Here is an 18,294-nt window from a genome sequence, read left to right as displayed (position 1 = left end):
GGCGGGTCATTCAATTGAACCCAACCCTCACTGGATTGGAGCTCATGCCACAGAGATTTCCGGCTCTGAGCCCCCAAATCTTTTGCATGCGGAGCGACGCCCTGGGCCTTAATCTGGCGCGGAAACACACATTCCGCCTGATAGGACCATCATGAGCCAGATCACCGACATTCTTCTTGAGCAAATCCGCGACCGCTTTGCCCAGGTCGATACCTGCCCGCAGCAGGGCAGCCGCATCTTCTTTGAAAACGCAGGCGGCGCGCTGACGCTGAAATCGGTAGTTGAAACCTCTGCCCGGTATGCCGCTATCCCGGACAACCAGGGCCGCGACAATCCCGGCAGCCATGAACTGGTGCGGGTGATTGCCAAGGCCAAGGACGATATGCGCGTCTTCATGAACGCGCCGGGCGGCCAGTTCTTTGCCGGTGAAAGCGGCACCGAACTGTTGTTCCGTCTGATCATGAACGCCTGCCTCGGCTCGCCTGAGGGCGGCACTGTGCTCGGCTCAACACTGGAGCATCCGGCCACCCGCTCTGCCTGTGCCCGCTGGGCCGCGGTGGCACGGCAGAACCATGTGCTGATCCCGCATAACGACGCCAGCGGAACCCTAACCGCTGATGCCTATGCCCGGGCCGTCACCCCTGACACGGTTGTCGCCACCATCGTCCACACCTCCCCGGTCACCGGCATGGGTGTGGATATTGCCGCCTGCGCCGCGGCCATCCGCAACGTGGCGCCGGGTTGCCTGATCATCGTCGACGGCATCCAGCACGCCGCCCATGGCCGCATCGACCTGACAGAATACGGCGTCGACGGCTATGTGATCTCACCCTACAAGATGTTCTCGCGCCATGGCTATGGCCTTGCCTGGATCTCGGACCGGCTGACCAGTCTGCCGCATAACGCGCTGATCGACGGGCCGGAAGACAACTGGGAAATGGGCACCCGCGACACCGGCAGCTACGCCACCCTGTCGGATGTGGCCGAATACCTCGAATGGCTCGGCGGCGAGGTGAGCGATGCCACGGACCGGCGCGCGAAATTCCTGGCAGCAGGCGAGGCGATCCACGCGCATGAAAAAGCCCTGACCGACGCAATGATCCATGGCACCGGCAATTTGCCCGGCTTGGCGGAAATGGAGGGCGTCACCATCCTGGGCGGCGCGGACAACCCGGCACGCGAGGGGCTGGTGTCGCTGACCGTGGACGGCGTGCCGTCGGCGGATGTGGTGAAGCGGCTGAACGAACAGGGCATCCGCACCCATCTGCGCAAGGCGGATCACTACTCGGGCAATATCCTGACGCCTTTGGGCATGAACAGCTGCGTAAGGGTTTCCCTGTGCCACTACAACAGTGTCGGCGAAGTCTCCAAGTTTCTGGGCGTTATGAAAGAGATTGCGGATTAAGATCCGCTGCACTCTTCCGCCTTGCTGCGAAAGTGCGGATTAACTTAATGCAATCAACCGCCCGGCCGTTGGGGCGGGCAGTGCCTGGCTTTCTGTCCGAACTCTCAAGAAAATTGCTGCTGACGCGGCCGTCAACTTTGTAGCTTGATCGCCTTTGCAAAAGGAGGCGGAATCCCTCCGAAACAGTCCGGGCGGACTTATGCTGCGGGCTTTGTGACTGCTGCTCCAACAGCGGTGCAACGGTTGAGGAAGGAGCCATACTGCGCCATTGGTCCGGGCAGAAATGGCGAATGATGCGGATCTGGCTCCGCAACCTGCCGGTCAATGCCCCGTGCCATGAACCTCCTGGCGCGGCTCCGGCGGCGGTATAGGGCAGTTCCAATCTCAGCATGAAACCTGGCCTCCTGCCGGAGAGAAGGTTCCGTGAAAACGCTTGATAGGAAAGTGGGGTGATCACGCCTCACCTGATGCGGCGCCTTGGGCTTCTCGCAAGTTGTCGCTTGAACCGGCCTTGTTGCGCAAAGCCGGAAGGGGGATTCATTTCATGATTTCAACTTGGTAGCTGGTCTGCAACAGCGGCTGAACCGATACAATCTCAACCGGTGAATGATCAGTGCCGATCATCAGCCAGTCAAAACCCACCAGCGGCAATACTTCGGTGAAGACCGGGCTGGCCAGCGACAGCCTGAGGCCGATTTGGACTTCGCCCGCAAGAAGCCGCTCATTGAAAACGATTGCGCGGAGGGCTGATCATGTGAACTGAACCGACACAGATCCAAGCGGCCCGAAATCGGCGAGGTGGGTGCGAAGCTGATCGTGGCTGTTGCAGTGGAAGCGTTTGACGGTGGCGTCCTTGATTGTCCGGTTCATCCGCTCGACTTGACCGCCACTCGGGAAAACGGTCCCCCGGGCCGTTTTCTAATCCTCGCAGCTCCACGGATGGTTGGGCTTGGTCAGGCGGTGCTCAATCCCGTTCGCTTCGCAGATCATGTTGAAGCGCATCTGCCGGGCAGCGAATGGCACCGAAAAGAGAGAGCTTTCCTTCAGCTGTCTGCCCTTCGGCGATATCCATGTGAAAGAAGCCAATGGGGTAGCGCCTGAAGCGCTGACGCTTGGGCTTGTCTCCCTGGACATCCGGGAACCGTGAGATGCCATGCCGCTGAAGGCAGCGGTGCAGTGCTGACCGGGTCAGGTGCGGAATGGACGGCTGCAAGGCGTATAGACAATCATCCAGCGGCAGGAGCGTGTGCCGGCGGAAAGCCGCAACAGTGTCTGCCGTCAGCACCTTTGGGACAGATTTGAGGATTTGAACACCAGAGTGGTTCTGGTTCATCGTAGCTTTCAAGGAGCGCAGATGAATAAGAAGCCCGGAACATCGAAGGACAGCGCTGACAAGCTTGTCAAAAACATCCGCCGCAAAACCCGCCAGACCTATTCTGCGGAAGAGAAGATCCGCATTGTTTTGGCAGGTCTGCGTGGCGAGGAAAGCATTTCGGCGCTGTGCCGCCGCGAGGGCATCTCTGAAAGCCTGTATTACAGTTGGTCGAAAGAATTCCTGGAAGCCGGGAAACGGCGGCTTTCTGGCGATACGGCGCGTCAGGCGACATCACCTGAAGTGAAGGAGTTGCGCTCCGAGGCGTTGGCTTTGAAGGACTGCGTGGCTGACCTCACCCTGGAAAACCGTTTGCTGAAAAAAAGCATGACCGGGGCTGGGGAGTTCGAGGAATGAGATACCCGGCGTCCGAGAAACTGGAGATCATCCGCACGGTTGAGGGATCACATCTGCCGACCAAAATGACCCTCGGCATGCCGGGCATTCCGCGCACGACTTTCTACCGCCCCCTCTTGGCAGATTTGCGTTGCAAATCGCCTGCCGGGCAATGGGATATGACCGCTACGTTGAAGGCGGGTTCGATGCCCTTGCAGATCACTCGCCCCGCCCAAAGTCGGTCTGGAACCGTATTCCACAGGCCAGGCGGGATGACCTGATCGAGTTTGCGTTGGAGCATGAAGCGCTGACGACACGCGAGCTGGCGGTCAAATACACCGATGAGAAGCGGTATCCTCGCCCATTGTCTCTCGGACCAATGGCGTTCCAATGTCTCGATCTCTGAATCATCCGCTTATCGCATTCTGAAGGCCGCCGATCTGATCACCGCGCCCGAGTATGTGGTGATCAAGGCTGCCGGCGAGTTCAAAGACAAGACGACGGCCATCAACCAGATGTGGCAGACGGACTTCACCTACTTCAAAATCATCGGTTGGGGCTGGTAGTATCTGAGCACGATCCTGGACGACTACAGCCGCTACATCATCGTCCCGCTGCCCGGCAGTCGTTTGCAAAGCAAACGATGAGAGGGGGAAACTTTGCACAAACATGCGGGCCGAGGATGTGACAGACACGATTGAACTGGCTTTGACAGCATCGGGCTGCGACCAGGCGGCCGTACGCCACAAGCCGCGCCTGCTCAGCGAGCTGCCCATTGAAAGCGCCATTGGTTCGAGCCCAATGGGCGGCGGCTCGTGCTACATCTCTGGCGATTTGGCTGAATGGTTGGGAAAACAAAAGATGACCCATGTGCGCGGAGCACCATTCCACCCGCAAAAGGGAGGGCAAGATTGAACGCTGGCATCAGACCTTGAAAAACCGGGTCCTGCTGGAAAACTACTATCTCCCCGGTGCTCTCGAACGCCAAATCGGGACCTTTGTCGACTACTGCAACAACCAGCGCTACCACGAGAGCCTGAGCAACGTCACACCCGCCGGCGTCTACTTCGGAAGGGACAAAGCCATTCTGAGAGAAAGGGAGAAGATCAAGAAGTTGACGATCCGACAGCGCCGCTTGCAACACCAGAAACAGGCAGCATAATCAATCACGCAACCGAACCAGAGCCTCCAATGCTCAAGCCGCTCTGAAGTCCCATTTTTTATGACGACGGGCAGGTAGGCTGGATACAACCCGGAGTGTGGAGCCAGGTTGATGAGTAAATTCGAACTGAACCTGAACGAGTTCGGCAAAGTGACTGGTATTGGCACACATCAGTACAAAGCGGAACAGGAGCAGCGGCTGCAAGCTATCATCAAGGTTGCAGTCGAAAATTATGTGCCTGCCAATGTGATCCCGCGTGCGCGCATTTCACCAACAATTTTTTCTGCCGAACTGACTATTCAGCAGCTTAAGCGGTTGGAAAGCGACAAACACGTCGCCTCTGTTTCGGTGTCCCGCAAACTGCGCATTGTAGAATAGTCCCCAGCAATTACCGGTTTCGTAATGGACTTTAGGCTGCCTCGGCACGCGCGGCGAGGGCAGTTTCGGCTTGCGCGAAATCGTGAAGTTAGCAACCCCCACTCATTGAGCGGGACGAAGCCGCTTCTGTAATAGGGCGGTTGGTGTCAATTGGTATTTTTCACAACGACGGCCGCGATACGGTTTCACCGCTCGCGTGACGAGGCCGCTGGCTCCTCGGTGACGTCAAAGATCGGAGCAGCGCCAGTCCGATGTGTCAGATCACCCAGTTTTGGGTCGCATGGGCGCCAGGGCCTGGCGAGGGGTTTCCCGGTGTCGAGATGATGCTTCTGTCCGTGGTCAGCGCCGTGGCTGCCACATGATGCCTGGTTCAAGGGCGGTTCCCGCGCGCCCATCTCGCGCGCGTGCTCGAATGCGATAATTCGGCGACGAGCGGCTTCACGGCGTCATCGGGGACCGCGTCCCGACGGGGACCTCGGTGGGCCTGCGCGACCAATTCCTTTCGTTTTGGGATGAAAGTTGGCAACTCGCGTTTTGGACGCCTACGCGGTCGCCATTGCAGCGTCACGACGGCTTAAACTGAACTCGGTTCCATCGCACCACAACCGGTGCAAAACGACACCGATACGTCGGGCCAGAGCCGTTGTTGCCCGTTTTTGGCCATGGCGTGCGGCCACCCGCAACGCCCACGCGCCGAGCCAATTGCGCCGCCCGCAACGTAACATCGTCGTGGCCGCCTGAAAGAGGGCCGTGCGCAGCGCTTCGCCACCAGCACGCGTGATGTGACCGGAGATATCCCGCTCTTCCGACTGGTCCCGCCGCGGGGTGAGCCCAACCCAGGGGCCGGCGTCTTTTGAAGACCGGAAGCGGGCTGGGTCGTCAATGGCCGAGCGAACCGTCAGAGCAACAATCGCACCCACACCTGGCATGGTCATCATCAACCGGCACACCGTATCGTGCCGGGCCATATCACGCAGCAACCTCTCCAGATCTGCAAGTTCGTCGCGCAGTTCGACCCGCAGCCGCAGGATCGGCGCCACAGCCGCTTCAAGCATTGGATTGCCATTTGCCAGTTTCCGCACCCGCGTCTCGAAACGGGTCTTGGTCACCTGGCCCATTTTCAACCCGAAGTTACGTAAGATACCTCTGGTTGATTGTTCGAGCTTGATCGCGGCGTTCAGGATCGCCTTGCGCGTGGTCAGGACCGCACGCATCTTTTGGGCCGAGACCGACTTGCAATGCACCGGCCGGAACCAGCCCATCTGTAGTAACCGGGCGATGCCGAACGCGTCCCGGCGGTCGGTTTTGACAGGCATCGCTTTCAGTGCGCTCTTTACATGCCGGGTCTCCATCAAAACCACTGCAAATCCTGCCGCCGTCAGGTGCATGTGCAGCCACTGTGAGAGCGGTCCCGCCTCCAACCCCTCAGCTTCCACATTGCCTGCAAGATCATGCAGAAACGCCGTCAGGGCTTCTGGTTCACTGGCCGCGTTTGCCTCCTTCACAACTTTCCCGCAACTACTCAGAACGCAGATCGCCGTGCTTGCCAGTGAGACGTCAAAGCCGATAAACAAATCCATGTCATTGTCCTTTCATTCTGCCAAGGAATTGGGGCAAGCCTACCGGCAAACCCCCGCAGACACGCGATACGTGTCAAGGACAACGACATCTCATCACCACAATCACATCAATATGCCGAAACGGTGATGATTCACGCCAAGCCCTATTACGGCATCTCGCGCGGCAGGGGCCCCCGGCTCCTGAAACAATCATTCTGATGGAACCGAGGCCAGTGATGCGCTAACAATCAAACCGGACAGGTCAGATCAGGCCCCCAGCACAGCTCAACCCACCGTCAACTCCTCAAAGGGAGCACACTTAAAAACAAAGTGCTAGCGGCGCCATTAGATTGGGTTGAGAAAGGCGCAGGCATGTTCTAGCTAGTGGAAACGTAGCGAGTAGTTTGCTCTCTCATCAAAGTGCTGCCTTAGGAACGAAAATGAGAAACTTCAATTCAGCGCATGAGAAAGATCTCGAAGTCCTATCTTCTTTTTTAAAAGTCGAGGCAATTAACTCGCTGAACTTCAATGATGCTCTCATTTGCGCAGCTCTTTATGGCCGGTTGCACTGGGATAACATTTCAGGTTTTTTTGGTGACGACGGTTTTGAAAAGGAGTTATTTGCAAAATGGAAACACAAGCTCCCTAGATTATCGGCCAAGGAAATGCGCGGCGGAAGACCGGACAGATGGTGTCACGTTCTGACGAGAGTCTATTCTTATGGCGGACATTCCCGCCTATTTAAGCAATTATGCAATGGACTGGCAGACCATGGAATTTCGCAATCTTTGATCGTGACACAAAAGGCAACGGCCGACGTTCTCAGAGCACTTCCTGATCATCTTGATGCCAAATCGGTGTTAAAGGGCACTCCCGAGCACCGGGCTTGCGCAGTTTATAAGATAGCAAGAACCGCCAGCACTGTTCTCCTGTACAACCACCCAGACGATATCGGTACCGCGCTGGCCGCGCGGGCGCTTCGGGAAGATGGGGTGAAGGTCCTATTTGTTAACCATGCCGATCATGTATTTTCATTCGGCCCCGGGGCCGCTGATACTGTTCTTGAAATCTGTGCGACCGGATGGGCAACATCTGAACAACGACGGTCGACCAATGCACAGCATTTTATGGGGATACCTATGGTCTCCGCTAGCGCTGACAAGATCGCAACCAGATACAACAGGTCCGGCCCCATTTTATCTATTGGTGGGCCTGCTAAATACAAACCCACCTCCAGCTTGAATTTTCCGAGGTTTCTGGAACAGCTTCTAGCAGTCGTCTCAAATGATGTCGTCCTCATTGGCCCGAGCAAAAAAGACCCTTGGTGGGCCGATGTGCTGGCGAAATACCCTGGGCGCATTCAGCTTTTGGGTATCCAGCCGTCCGAAGTCGTGCAGACGGAATTCCAGCGCGCATCTTGTTATGTCGACAGCTTTCCAATGGATGGGGGGACTGTATTTTCGGAAGCAGTCCTCAACGGTCTGCCAACGTTTGGGCCAAACAGGCAATCTGCGCTAGGCATCAGCCCAGCTGACTCTTTGCGATGCGAAGGAGAGACGCAGCTGATATCTGACGTCGCGGCTTACTTGAAAGGCGGTGAGTGCTCTCTCGATCTGGTGGCCGTTCGGAACAGAATTCATCAGGATTTCACGAACTTAGCAGCGGTCGAAAGAGTACTGGAGGCCGCGGCGGGGGTAACCAAGGCATTGCCGGACTATTTGACACAACTAGGCAACCGCGGTCCAGACTACAATGCCCACAACTGGCGCCAAGACGCCCAACTGCACTTTCCCAAAAGAGCATGGAGAAAGCTCTCTCTCAGGAAGAAACTAAAGATTTGGCGCAGTGCAAGTCACTTAGACCTAAGCACCAGTACAGTAAAGAAACTCAAGCACCGGATTTTTTTTGGATAAACTTACCACACAATCAGTTTTGCACACCCGAAGCCAGCCTTGCCGTAGTCGTTTCCATTGTAAAACATATATGTATCATTTTCGGTAGAAACCACGGCTGGATAAGTCATCATCTGAGAGTCCCACCCTGTTTCTGAAGTGGCAAGACCGAGTTTGTCATCACATCGGATCCAGGAGTATCTGTCTTCGGACTCCGCATAGGCGAGTTGATACGGGGTCTCCTCAGTGCCTTTACCGAAGAACATCCGATATCTGCCCCCTTGTTTAACGACATAGGGCCTGCCGACACGGTGTTCTCCTGGCAGATTATCAACCACAACGCTACCTTGACCCGGGAAATGCACTCCATCGTCCGATTCCATATAGCGAATATTCTAGGTGTTTAGTCCCGGTGTGTGGTGGGTTGGATCGACACTGAATCGTTCTGGCTCTGAAGTCCAGATTTTGCAGATGTATTCGAACGGCGTGAGGCCGTTCAGCGTCTTCAATCGGCGTGCGTAATTGTACGCTGCGATGAAGTCGGTGATGTGCGTTTCAAGCTGAGAATGCGTGTCGTAGTGGTAGCGCTTGACCGTCGCTTCTTTGATTGTCCGGTTCATGCGCTCGACCTGGCCGTTCGTCCAGGGGTGGTTCACCTTTGTCAGGCGGTGGTCGATCTCATTCTCGCGGCAGACGCGGTCAAAGATGTGCTGGAACGCCGATGTGTCCTGCTTGCGATTGGTAAACTGGATGCCGTTGTCGGTGAGAACCGTATGGACCCTGTAAGGCACCGCCGCGATCAAATTGCGCAAGAACTGGGCAGAGATCATCTTGCCTGCTTTCTCGTGCAGTTCGACATAGGCAAACTTCGACGTGCGATCTATTGCGACAAACAACCTGGTTTTGCCCTCGCCGGTGCGAACTTCCGCGAGGTCGAGATGAAAGTACCCAATAGGATAACGCTTAAACTTCTTCTTCGGCTTGTCACCTTCAACCTCAGGCAAACGGCTGATGCCATGCCGCTGCAGGCAGCGATGCAACGACGAGCGGGTCAGATGCGGGATGGTCGGCTGCAGTGCGTAGAGGCAGTCATCCAGCGGCAATAGCGTGTGGCGTCGAAAGGCGACGATGACGGCTTCTTCTTCGATGCTGAGAACCGTGGAATGAGCCTGCTTCGGTCCCATCGCGGCGTCTTGAACGCTGTCGCGCTTGCGCCACTTGGCGACTGTCTTGACGTTGATGCCCAGTTCCCGGCTCAGCGCCGCGTTCGAAGCTTTCGATCGCTGTATGAGAGCTCGGACGGCGTGCGTGGTCTTGGCGCTCCCGTGAAGAATTTGCCCCATAATGCACCCTTGTGATGGTCACAGATCAGTAGACCACCACACACCGGGACTAAACACCTAGTCAGCCCACATCCGGGCTGAATGCCCTCTGTTATTAGGGCGTTTTCGTCAAGAGTATTCGAACTAAGTTTCTCCGTAAGGTCTTGTTTCAGTTCTCGGGTACCGGCTAGTACACCGCACATTTGGGGTCGAAGGTAAGGCGGGGAAGGCTAGGCTTGTCTTTTTGATGGTCCAGGGTGGACGCCTGCAAACCTCATGGAACCGCTCCATGATGCGCAGCGCATCATCTGTGATGTAGTGACTTTCCCCGGAAATGCGGCTCCTTTTCTTTGGGTTGAGTGAACGGCGAAACTGCGTTCTCAATGGCAAACCCCTGCTGCCTCCATCGCTTCACCCCTAGTCAGCATCCGGATGACATGCCGAAGGTTCAGCTCCGCACCGCGTCCGGCAATTTCCAACGCCTCGGCCACGGCCTCGACAGACGCTCGCGTCAATCCACGCCGGCAGCCCTCACGGCGAGCAAAAGCGGCTAGTTCGGTTACTGAAACGGGCGGGAGGCGAATGACCTCCAGGCGGCTTAGCAGAGGGGCCGGTAGAGTGACCAAGGTATTGGAGGTCAGCACCCAGCTGGTCCAGGATATGTCGAAACCCACCTAGTAGTAGGGGCACTGCCACGAAGCCGCGGAAGATGGCTCCAGGAGAGACAATAGTCCCTCGGTAAGGCCGAAACAGTTCCCCTTGGTCGAAGTTGCAACCCCGGCCTTTTCCACCTCATCCACAACGACCACCGGGTTCGCGATCAGATGCTTCAGGATCGTCATCAAAGGGCGTCCCGGCTGCGCATTGGACCAGCCCCGCTGTGAACCCACGATACCGAACGACGCCTGCTCCGCCGTCGCCTCCACACCACAGCGGGGCACGCCAAGTGCGGTGCTCAGCTGACGGGCCCACATGCTCTTTCCAATCCCCGGCGGTCCGTCGAGAAGAACCGGCGGCATTGTGGAACTCTGCTTCGATGAACTTGATCTTGGACATAGCTGGTCCTTTCCCGGCGCGCTGCGTCGTCTTGCTCCCGATTGCACAAAGTGCGTTCGGGAAAATGAAGGAAAGAACCTGGCCAGGTTTGAACTTCAGTCCTGCTTTATACGGCCATTTCAGTCAACAGGTGGCGCTGATCTGCGGAGGGGAAACGGATCCCTTCAGCATGCCGAAGGTAGAGATCACATAAGTCATTGTTTTAAAACAAAACCACCGGCCGAAGATCGGCCGGTGGCAATTAACCTCGTGTCGGAATGGCAGAAAACCCCCATCAATGGCAGTTATTTCTTGGGTCCGACATCAGTCAACAGGACGTGCTTAACTGCAAGGGTCAGCCACCCATCAATGACCAAAGAAATCCGGGGGCATTGGGTCTGAATTCTTCACGGGTCATCCCAGCCCCCCGCAGCTAGGGTCGCGGTTAAGGAATTGGCGGCACTCCCGGGCCTGCAGGGCGTGCCGCATCCCACATGCAGGCAAGGGAAACAGACGCATGAAAACCCATGCACAGGCAGTTGTGATCGGCGGGGGCCTGGTCGGCTGCTCAATCCTCTACCACCTCGCGAAACTTGGCTGGACCGACGTGGTGCTGCTGGAGCGCGACGAGCTGACCGCCGGCTCCACCTGGCACGCGGCGGCCAACATCCACGGGCTGCACGACAACAACAACGTGACCCGCGTCCAGCATTACACGATGAACCTGTATAAGGAACTGGAGAAGGAAACCGGCCAGGGCTGCGGCGTGTTTCAGCCCGGCTCGCTGTACCTGGCCAAGACCGAACAGCGCGAGCACCAGCTGCGCCTGCAGGAAGCCAAGGCGAAATACTATGGCCTGAACTTCCACGAGGTCAGCCGCGAACAGGCCAAGGAACTGCACCCGCTGGCGCAGTTTGACGACATCCGCTGCATCATGTTCGAACCCGACGGCGGCAACGTGGATCCCTCGGGCGTGACCATGGCCTATGCGGCCGGCGCCCGCGCCATGGGTGCGCAGATCGAACGGTTCTGCCCGGTGATCGGCACCGAACAGCAGCCCGACGGCAGCTGGATCGTGAAGACCGAAAAGGGCGACATCCATACCCAATGGGTAGTGAACGCTGGCGGTCTTTGGGGCCGCGAGGTGGCGGCGATGGCGGGCCTCACCCTGCCCTTGCAGCCGACCGAGCACCAATATTTCGTCACTGAGTCCATCGACGAAGTGGCAAACATGGGCCGCCGCCTGCCCTCGATCGCGGACCGCGACGGCGAGTATTACTTCCGCCAGGAGGGCAACGGCTTCCTGATCGGCGCTTATGAAAAGGACATGCGGTTCTGGGCTGAAAACGGCACTCCGCTGGACTTTGCCCACGAATTGTTCCCCGACGACCTGGACCGGATCATGGAGAACGTGATCCGCGCCACCGAGCGCGTTCCTTGCGCCGAAACCGCAGGCGTCAAGCGCGTGATCAACGGCCCGATGATCTGGTCGCCGGACAGTAACGCCATCTGGGGCCCGGTGCCGGAACTGAAAAACTATTTCTGCTGCACCGGCATTATCCCCGGTTTCTCGCAGTCCGGCGGCCTCGGCCTGCTGGCGGCGCAATGGATGATCGAGGGCGAGCCGCAGTACGACATGTTCGCCTGGGATCTGGCGCGCTTTGGCGACTGGGCCGACAAGAAATTCACCAAATCCCGGGTCGAGGATCAATACGCGCACCGTTTCGCCATCCATTTCCCGAACGAGGAACGCAGCGCCGGCCGCCCGGCCCGGGTGCGCCCGGCATACGAGCTGCAAAAGGAGTTGGGCTGCGTATTCGGTCTGAACTGCGGCTGGGAGCATCCGCTGTGGTTTTCCGGCACCCCCGGCACCCAGGACACCAACAGCTTCAACCGCCAGAACTGGTGGGAGCCGGTGGGCCGCGAGGTCAGCATGCTGCGGGAAAACGTCGGCGTGATCGACATCTCGAACTTCGCCAATTACGTGATCAAGGGCCCGGGCGCGTTTGACTGGCTGGACAAGCTGGTCGCCAACAAGGTCCCGACCGAAGCGGGCCGTTCCTGCCTGACCCCGCTGATTTCGGTCCGCGGCGGCGTGGCGGGCGACTTCACCATCACCAAGGTGGCGGATGACGAATACATGATGGTCGGCTCCGGCATGGCGGAACGCTATCACCAGCGGTTCTTCAACATGGTCGAGCTGCCGGAAGGCACCACATTTGAGGTCGCCACAAACCGCATTGCGGGCTTCAATGTGGCCGGTCCGAAATCGCGCGACATGCTGCAGCGGATGACCAATGCGGACCTGTCGAACGAAAACTTCCGCTTCATGCGCTCGCGCACCATCGACGTGGCCGGCGTGGAATGCCTGGCAATCCGTGTCTCCTTCACCGGCGATCTGGGTTGGGAACTGCACTGCTCTGAGACGGATCAGGTCAAGTTGTACTCCGCTCTGCTGGCAGCCGCCGCAGAGTTCGGCGGCGGACCGGTTGGCGGCCGTGCGCTTGGCAGCTTGCGGATCGAAAAGGGTTATGGTTCCTGGGGCCGCGAATACAGCCAGGAATACTGGCCGCAAGAGGTTGGCCTGGCAGGTCTTGTCAAGCTGGACAAGGACTTCCTGCACAAGGACGCCTATCTGAAGGTCAAGGACAACGCCCCGCGCGAAATGCTGGTCGGGTTCGAGATCGACGCGGTGAACGATGCTGATGCTTCAGGCGGCGAGCCCATCTTCACCCCGGACGGCAAGCCGGTTGGCCGGGTGACCTCGGGCGCCTATGGCTATTCGGTCGGCAAGTCGCTGGCATTGGGCTATGCCAACCCCGAGGTCGCCAAGCCGGGGGATGCGGTCGAGGTCTATATCCTGGGCAAACCGCACAAGGCCCGCATTCTGGAAGCCGCGGCCTTTGACCCCTCCGGCGCACGGCTGCGGGCCTAAGGTCAACCCAATAAGGCAGCGGGCCGCCTAAAGTGGCGGCCCGAAATGAATCGAGAAGGGCAGTGCCTGTCCGCGGGCGGAAGCGAAGCGCCCGCCCATGGGGGCGGACGGGCGCTGCCCGGCTTCCAGCCGGGCGGGACATTGTTGCAAGGAACCCGCGAGTTCAGCTAAATCGGCTGCATCCCAGCCGTCAGCCACTCTGCAAATGCAGCCTCATCCACATCCCCCGTGGCGAGGTCCTCCATCATACGGACGCCCTCTACCGGGTCCGGGCGGAACTGGTAGCCATTGAGGCGCAGAAAGGTCACTGCCGTCACAAAGGCCGTGCGCTTGTTGCCATCGACGAAGGCATGCGCCTTGGCGATCCCGAACGCATAGGCCGCAGCAACCTCGGCCATACCAGCATCCGAATAGGCAGCCAGGTTCATCGCCCGCGCACAGCCCATCTCGAGCAGTGCCTTGTCGCGCATCCCCGCAGCGCCGCCATGGCGGGCGATCTGCCGGTCATGGAAAACAACAACTGCCGCCAGCGGCACCCATTTGTATCTGCTCACGCCAGGGCCTGAAGCAGATCCCGGTTCTCGTCCATCACGATTTCAGCCGCGGCCAGCGCCTCGGCCACCGAGGGATCATGCGTCATCACCCGCAGGCTGCCATCATCGCCGCGCACCACAAACAGCGTGTCGCCTTCCTTGGCGTCCAGCATCGTCAGCATCTCCGTCGTCAGCGTGATGACGGCAGAGTTTCCGACTTTTCTGATCTTGGTCTCAATCATTGGCAGGCCTCGCGTATATATACCCGTATATACGGCGAATGCCGCCAAATTTCAATGCCGTCTGCAGACAGCGCTAAAGCTACAGCTCCATCCCCGCCGCGGCCTTCAGCAGCCAGGTCTTGAAATGCTTGACCGAAGGCGTCGCCGCCTTGTCCTTGAAGGTGGCGAAATAGGTCCACGGGCAGTCGAGATCAAAGGCGAAAGGCGCCACCAGCCGCCCGGCCTCCACATGCGAGCGCACCAGGGATTTCGGCAGCACCACGCACCCCAGCGCGTTGACCGCGAACTCCAGCCCCATATTGGAGGAGTTGGTCTGCAAGCCGCCCCTCAGTTCAATCCCGGACAGCCCATAATGCTTGGCGATTTTCTCCCAATAAATCGGGCGGCCCAGAATGTGGATCAGCTTGGCCTCCATCAGCTGCTCCGGCCTGCTCAGCGCTGCGCCGCTCACCCGGAAATCCGGCGAGCAGACAAGCGCCAGTTTTTCATCCCACAGTTTGACCGCCGGCCCCATCACATCATCGACATGGTTGATGGTGATCGAAATATCCGAAACGTTGGTCTCCACATCCACCCAGATGGTGCTGTGAATGGTCAGGTCGATATCGGGATGCACCTTGGTGAAATCCCCGATCACGTCGATCAGCCATTTCTCTGCCAGGCTGACCGGGCAGGAAATCACCACTTCCCGCTTGTGGCTTTGCGAGATCAGCAGCTGGGTGGCACTGTCGATCTCCTGCAGCGCATGACGGACCGAGGGCAGATAGGCCTCGCCCACATCCGTCAGCGACAAGGACCGTGGATGCCGCACGAACAGCGGCCGGCCGATGAATTCCTCCAGGCTGCGCACGTGGTTCGACACCGCCGACTGGGTGCAGTTCAGCTCATCCGCCGCCGAAGTGAAGCTAAGATAGCGGGCGGCGGCCTCAAACGAGCGCAGGAAAGTCAGGTGGGGGAGATTCTTCATCAGGCGGTCCGCTGGCGGTTTCGGGGCCATGTTCACATGCTTTGGAATGCGCCGCAATTCCCAAGGGTTAGCGGTCCGAAATGGTCAAAAAACGACGTCTAGCACGCATTTCACGAAATAACCCATCCCTATGACCCCGGTTTATTTGCGGGTCACCGGACCCAGGACACCCTAGCCTGACGCGGAAACCGCCCCTGCGAGAGATCCGCCATGACCGCCACTTTCGACCGCGCCGCCGACTTCACCTTCGGCCTCACCCCCGCCGCCCTGCCGGACAGCACCCGCGAGGCGGCAGCACTGATGTTCCTCGACACCTTGGGCATCACCATCGGCGCCACCCCGATGGAGGCCGGCCGCATCGCCCGCGAAACCGCCGTGGCGCTTTATGGCTCCGGCGAGCCGGGATTGGCTGCGCGCATGTTGTTCGACGGCCGCAGGGTAAGCGTCGCAGGTGCCGCCTATGCCGCCGCCACCGCCACCGATAACCTGGACGGCCATGACGGCTATTACCCGACCAAGGGCCATATCGGTGTGGTGGTGATCCCGGCAATTGCGGCGCTGGCGGAAACCGTGCCGGATTTCTCGGGGCCGGAGGCGCTGGCGATCACCACACTGGGTTATGAACTGGCGGGCCGCGCGGCGCTGTCGCTGCACAATACCGTCAGCGACTATCACACCTCGGGTGCCTGGAACGCCCTGGGGGTTGCCGCAATGGCAGCCCGGATGCGCGGCCTCAGCCGCACCCAGCTGCGCGAGGCGCTGGGGATTGCCGAATTCCACGGCCCGCGCAGCCAGATGATGCGCGAAATCGCCAACCCTTCGATGCTGCATGACGGCTCGGGCTGGGGCGCGATGGTCGGCATGTCTTCGGCGATCCTGGCCGAAAAAGGCTTTACCGGCGCGCCCGCGATCACCCTCGAGGAAGACCGGGTTGCGGAATACTGGCAGGACATTGGCAGCTTCTGGCAGATGGAGCATCAGTACGTGAAGCCCTACCCGATCTGCCGCTGGGCCCATGCGCCGATCGACGCGCTGCGCCAGGTAATGCTGGAGCACGGCCTGACCCATGAACAGATCGCCAGGATCCGCATCAACACCTTTCACGAAAGCGCCTGCCTTTATCCGGGCATCCCGTCGACCACCAGCCAGGCGCAGTATTCGCTGGGCTTTGCCGTCGCAACCCAGGCCGCCTATGGCCGGATCGGGGTTGAACATATTACCGGCGAGGGGCTTGCAGATCCGCTGGTGGCCTCGATCCACCAGCGGATCTCGGTCGCCGAGGCCGCGCGCCATTCGGTGCGCTTCCCGGTTTGCCGGGTTGCCGATGTGGTGGTGACGCTGACCGACGGGCGGGTGATCGAGAGCGGCGACGTGCATGCCCGCGGCGGCCCTGAGGCGCCTTTCTCGCAGGCGGATGTGGTGCGCAAATTCATGGAATTTGCCGCCCCCGTGCTGGGAGAGGCCCGCGCCAGCGGCATCCGCGATGCGGTGCTGGGGTTCACCAGCGACGGCAGCAAATTCTCCGATCTGGGCCGTCTGATCTACGATGCCCCGGAAACCTAAGCCTGCAAACTGACCAGAAAGATGAAAGACATGGCACGTGAAAGACGCGGCGGCGGACGCCGCGGGAAATCCAGCCGATCCGGCGGCAGCATCGAACAGCTGCCGTGGCAACAGGTGAAGAACACCTATCCGCCGTTTGAGCTGCTGAACCCCGACCAGCTGGACCAGCTGCACGCCACCTCGATGCGGATCCTGTCAGAGGCAGGCATAAGGGTGATGGGCGGCAATGTCATGGATCTGTTCGAGGGTGCCGGCGCCATCGTGGATCGTGACACGCAGACCATCCGCTTGGATGAGAGCATCGTCAAAGAGGCGCTGAAAACAGTTCCGCGTGAGTTCACCCTGACCGCACGCAACCGGGCCAAGCAGATCACCCTGGGCGGCAACAACGTGACCTTCGGCCTGGTGGCCGGGCCGCCCAATGTGCATGACTGCGTCAATGGGCGCCGGTCGGGCAACCTCACCGATTATCAGAACTTCATCAAACTGGCGCATCACTTCAACGCCATCCACCTGATCGGCAACCAGGTGACCGCGCCGCTGGAGCTGCCCGCCAACAACCGTCATCTGGACACCTATCTGGCCAACCTGACCTATTCCGACCTATCGTTCCACTGTTCCGCCATCGGCCGCGGCCGGGCGCTGGACGGCATCAACATGATGGCGATCACCCGCGGCCAGACGCCCGAAGAGATGAAAGGCGATCCCGGAGTGATTACCATCATCTCGGTGAACTCGCCGCGGCTGTTTGACGACGCGATGGGCGACGGGCTGATTGCCATGGCCGAATTCGGCCAGCCAGTGACGGTGACGCCGTTCACCCTGATGGGCGCCATGACCCCGGTGACCTTGCCCGCCGCCCTGGCCCAGCAGAATGCCGAGGCGCTGTTCGGTGTGGTGCTGACCCAGCTGGTCAATCCCGGTACGCCGGTGATGTATGGCTCTTTCACCTCGAACGTCGACATGCGCTCCGGCGCGCCGGCCTTCGGCACGCCGGAAAACGCCAAGGCCAATATCGCCGGCGGCCAGCTGGCGCGGCGCTATGGCATCCCCTACCGGACCTCGAACGCCAATGCCTCCAACGCGGTAGACCTGCAGGCGGCCTATGAAACCATGATGGGCACCTGGGGCGCGGTGCTGGGCGGTGCCAATATTGTCTACCACGCGGCTGGCTGGCTGGAGGGCGGCCTGACCGCATCGTACGAAAAATTCATCATGGATGTGGAGATCATCCAGAACATGATCGAATTCCTGAAGCCGATGAAATTCGACGCGGATGAGCTGGGCTTTGACGCCATTCAGTCGGTCCCGACCGGTGGCCATTTCTTTGGTGCCGATCACACGATGGCCCGATATGAAACCGCGTTCTACACCCCGATGCTGTCGGACTGGCAGAACTACGAGAATTGGGAAGCAGCCGGTGCCAAGGACGCGCTGCAGCGGGCGACCGGCATCTGGCAGCAGGCGTTGCGGGATTACGAGGAACCGGCGATGGATCCGGCCATCAGCGAGGAACTGGACGCCTATGCGGCCAGACGGCGCGAGGAAATCGGCTCCGGCGAGCCTTGATGGAATGGATGCGAGGGGCCAGCC

Annotated in this window: 14 protein-coding genes and 2 pseudogenes; 8 read left to right on the top strand and 8 right to left on the bottom strand. The window is 59.3% G+C overall.

Annotation, left to right across the window (positions count from 1 at the left end; translation table 11 throughout):
• Positions 1-151 precede the first annotated feature (151 nt).
• Together K3724_RS21565 and K3724_RS21560 are read left to right on the top strand one after the other, a co-directional pair.
• Positions 152-1,405: an aminotransferase class V-fold PLP-dependent enzyme gene (locus tag K3724_RS21565; RefSeq protein ID WP_259992741.1), complete on the top strand. Its 1,254-nt coding sequence runs from the start codon at positions 152-154 to the stop codon at positions 1,403-1,405.
• Between the two features lie 606 nt (positions 1,406-2,011).
• A complete protein-coding gene (locus tag K3724_RS21560; RefSeq protein WP_259992740.1) occupies positions 2,012-2,155 on the top strand; it encodes a hypothetical protein in 144 nt (47 codons plus the stop codon).
• Between the two features lie 36 nt (positions 2,156-2,191).
• On the opposite strand, the pseudogene K3724_RS21555 reads toward K3724_RS21560, so the two are convergent.
• Positions 2,192-2,672: pseudogene (locus tag K3724_RS21555) on the bottom strand (IS481 family transposase); the annotation flags it as partial.
• A gap of 87 nt (positions 2,673-2,759) precedes the next feature.
• On the opposite strand from K3724_RS21555, the pseudogene K3724_RS21550 reads away from it, so the two are divergent.
• Both K3724_RS21550 and K3724_RS21545 read left to right on the top strand, forming a co-directional pair.
• Positions 2,760-4,275, top strand: a pseudogene (locus tag K3724_RS21550) (transposase).
• Between the two features lie 111 nt (positions 4,276-4,386).
• Positions 4,387-4,653, top strand: coding sequence for a hypothetical protein (locus K3724_RS21545; protein ID WP_259992739.1), 267 nt, complete (start codon positions 4,387-4,389; stop codon positions 4,651-4,653).
• A gap of 542 nt (positions 4,654-5,195) precedes the next feature.
• Here K3724_RS21545 and K3724_RS21540 read toward each other — a convergent pair.
• Positions 5,196-6,233 carry an IS110 family transposase gene (locus tag K3724_RS21540; protein WP_259992738.1) on the bottom strand — a complete coding sequence of 346 codons (1,038 nt, stop codon included), beginning with the start codon at positions 6,231-6,233 and terminating at the stop codon, positions 5,196-5,198.
• Between the two features lie 419 nt (positions 6,234-6,652).
• On the opposite strand from K3724_RS21540, the gene K3724_RS21535 reads away from it, so the two are divergent.
• Positions 6,653-8,125, top strand: coding sequence for a hypothetical protein (locus tag K3724_RS21535; RefSeq protein WP_259992904.1), 1,473 nt, complete (start codon positions 6,653-6,655; stop codon positions 8,123-8,125).
• 2 nt (positions 8,126-8,127) lie between these two features.
• Here the strand turns inward: K3724_RS21535 and K3724_RS21530 are convergent, their stop codons facing one another.
• From K3724_RS21530 to K3724_RS21520, 3 genes are all read right to left on the bottom strand, one after another.
• Positions 8,128-8,487, bottom strand: coding sequence for a hypothetical protein (locus tag K3724_RS21530; RefSeq protein ID WP_259992903.1), 360 nt, complete (start codon positions 8,485-8,487; stop codon positions 8,128-8,130).
• A 12-nt stretch (positions 8,488-8,499) separates the two neighbouring features.
• A complete protein-coding gene (locus K3724_RS21525; RefSeq protein ID WP_259987382.1) occupies positions 8,500-9,447 on the bottom strand; it encodes an IS481 family transposase in 948 nt (315 codons plus the stop codon).
• Between the two features lie 653 nt (positions 9,448-10,100).
• Positions 10,101-10,400 carry a hypothetical protein gene (locus tag K3724_RS21520; RefSeq protein ID WP_259992906.1) on the bottom strand — a complete coding sequence of 100 codons (300 nt, stop codon included), beginning with the start codon at positions 10,398-10,400 and terminating at the stop codon, positions 10,101-10,103.
• A 578-nt stretch (positions 10,401-10,978) separates the two neighbouring features.
• Here K3724_RS21520 and K3724_RS21515 point away from each other — a divergent pair.
• On the top strand, positions 10,979-13,396 hold the full coding sequence (locus K3724_RS21515; RefSeq protein ID WP_259992902.1) for an FAD-dependent oxidoreductase: 2,418 nt from the start codon (positions 10,979-10,981) through the stop codon (positions 13,394-13,396).
• A gap of 167 nt (positions 13,397-13,563) precedes the next feature.
• Here the strand turns inward: K3724_RS21515 and K3724_RS21510 are convergent, their stop codons facing one another.
• From K3724_RS21510 to K3724_RS21500, 3 genes are all read right to left on the bottom strand, one after another.
• Complete coding sequence (locus tag K3724_RS21510) at positions 13,564-13,950, bottom strand: type II toxin-antitoxin system death-on-curing family toxin (protein ID WP_259992901.1); 387 nt, start codon at positions 13,948-13,950, stop codon at positions 13,564-13,566.
• Positions 13,947-14,171, bottom strand: coding sequence for an AbrB/MazE/SpoVT family DNA-binding domain-containing protein (locus tag K3724_RS21505; RefSeq protein ID WP_259992900.1), 225 nt, complete (start codon positions 14,169-14,171; stop codon positions 13,947-13,949). Before K3724_RS21505 ends, K3724_RS21510 begins: the two co-directional genes overlap by 4 nt.
• Positions 14,172-14,250: 79 nt before the next feature.
• Positions 14,251-15,138, bottom strand: coding sequence for a LysR substrate-binding domain-containing protein (locus K3724_RS21500; RefSeq protein WP_259992899.1), 888 nt, complete (start codon positions 15,136-15,138; stop codon positions 14,251-14,253).
• Positions 15,139-15,348: 210 nt separating this feature from the next.
• Here K3724_RS21500 and K3724_RS21495 point away from each other — a divergent pair, with 210 nt between their 5' ends.
• Both K3724_RS21495 and K3724_RS21490 read left to right on the top strand, forming a co-directional pair.
• The gene (locus K3724_RS21495; protein ID WP_259992898.1) at positions 15,349-16,701 is read left to right on the top strand and encodes an MmgE/PrpD family protein; all 1,353 of its coding nucleotides are present in this window, start codon (positions 15,349-15,351) and stop codon (positions 16,699-16,701) included.
• 30 nt (positions 16,702-16,731) lie between these two features.
• The gene (locus K3724_RS21490; protein WP_259992897.1) at positions 16,732-18,270 is read left to right on the top strand and encodes a trimethylamine methyltransferase family protein; all 1,539 of its coding nucleotides are present in this window, start codon (positions 16,732-16,734) and stop codon (positions 18,268-18,270) included.
• Positions 18,271-18,294 lie beyond the last annotated feature (24 nt).

The organism is Leisingera sp. M658, assembly GCF_025144145.1.
Lineage (GTDB): Bacteria > Pseudomonadota > Alphaproteobacteria > Rhodobacterales > Rhodobacteraceae > Leisingera.
The sequence above is the reverse complement of the archived record's forward strand: the minus strand, read 5'-3'. Positions and strand labels throughout refer to the sequence as shown.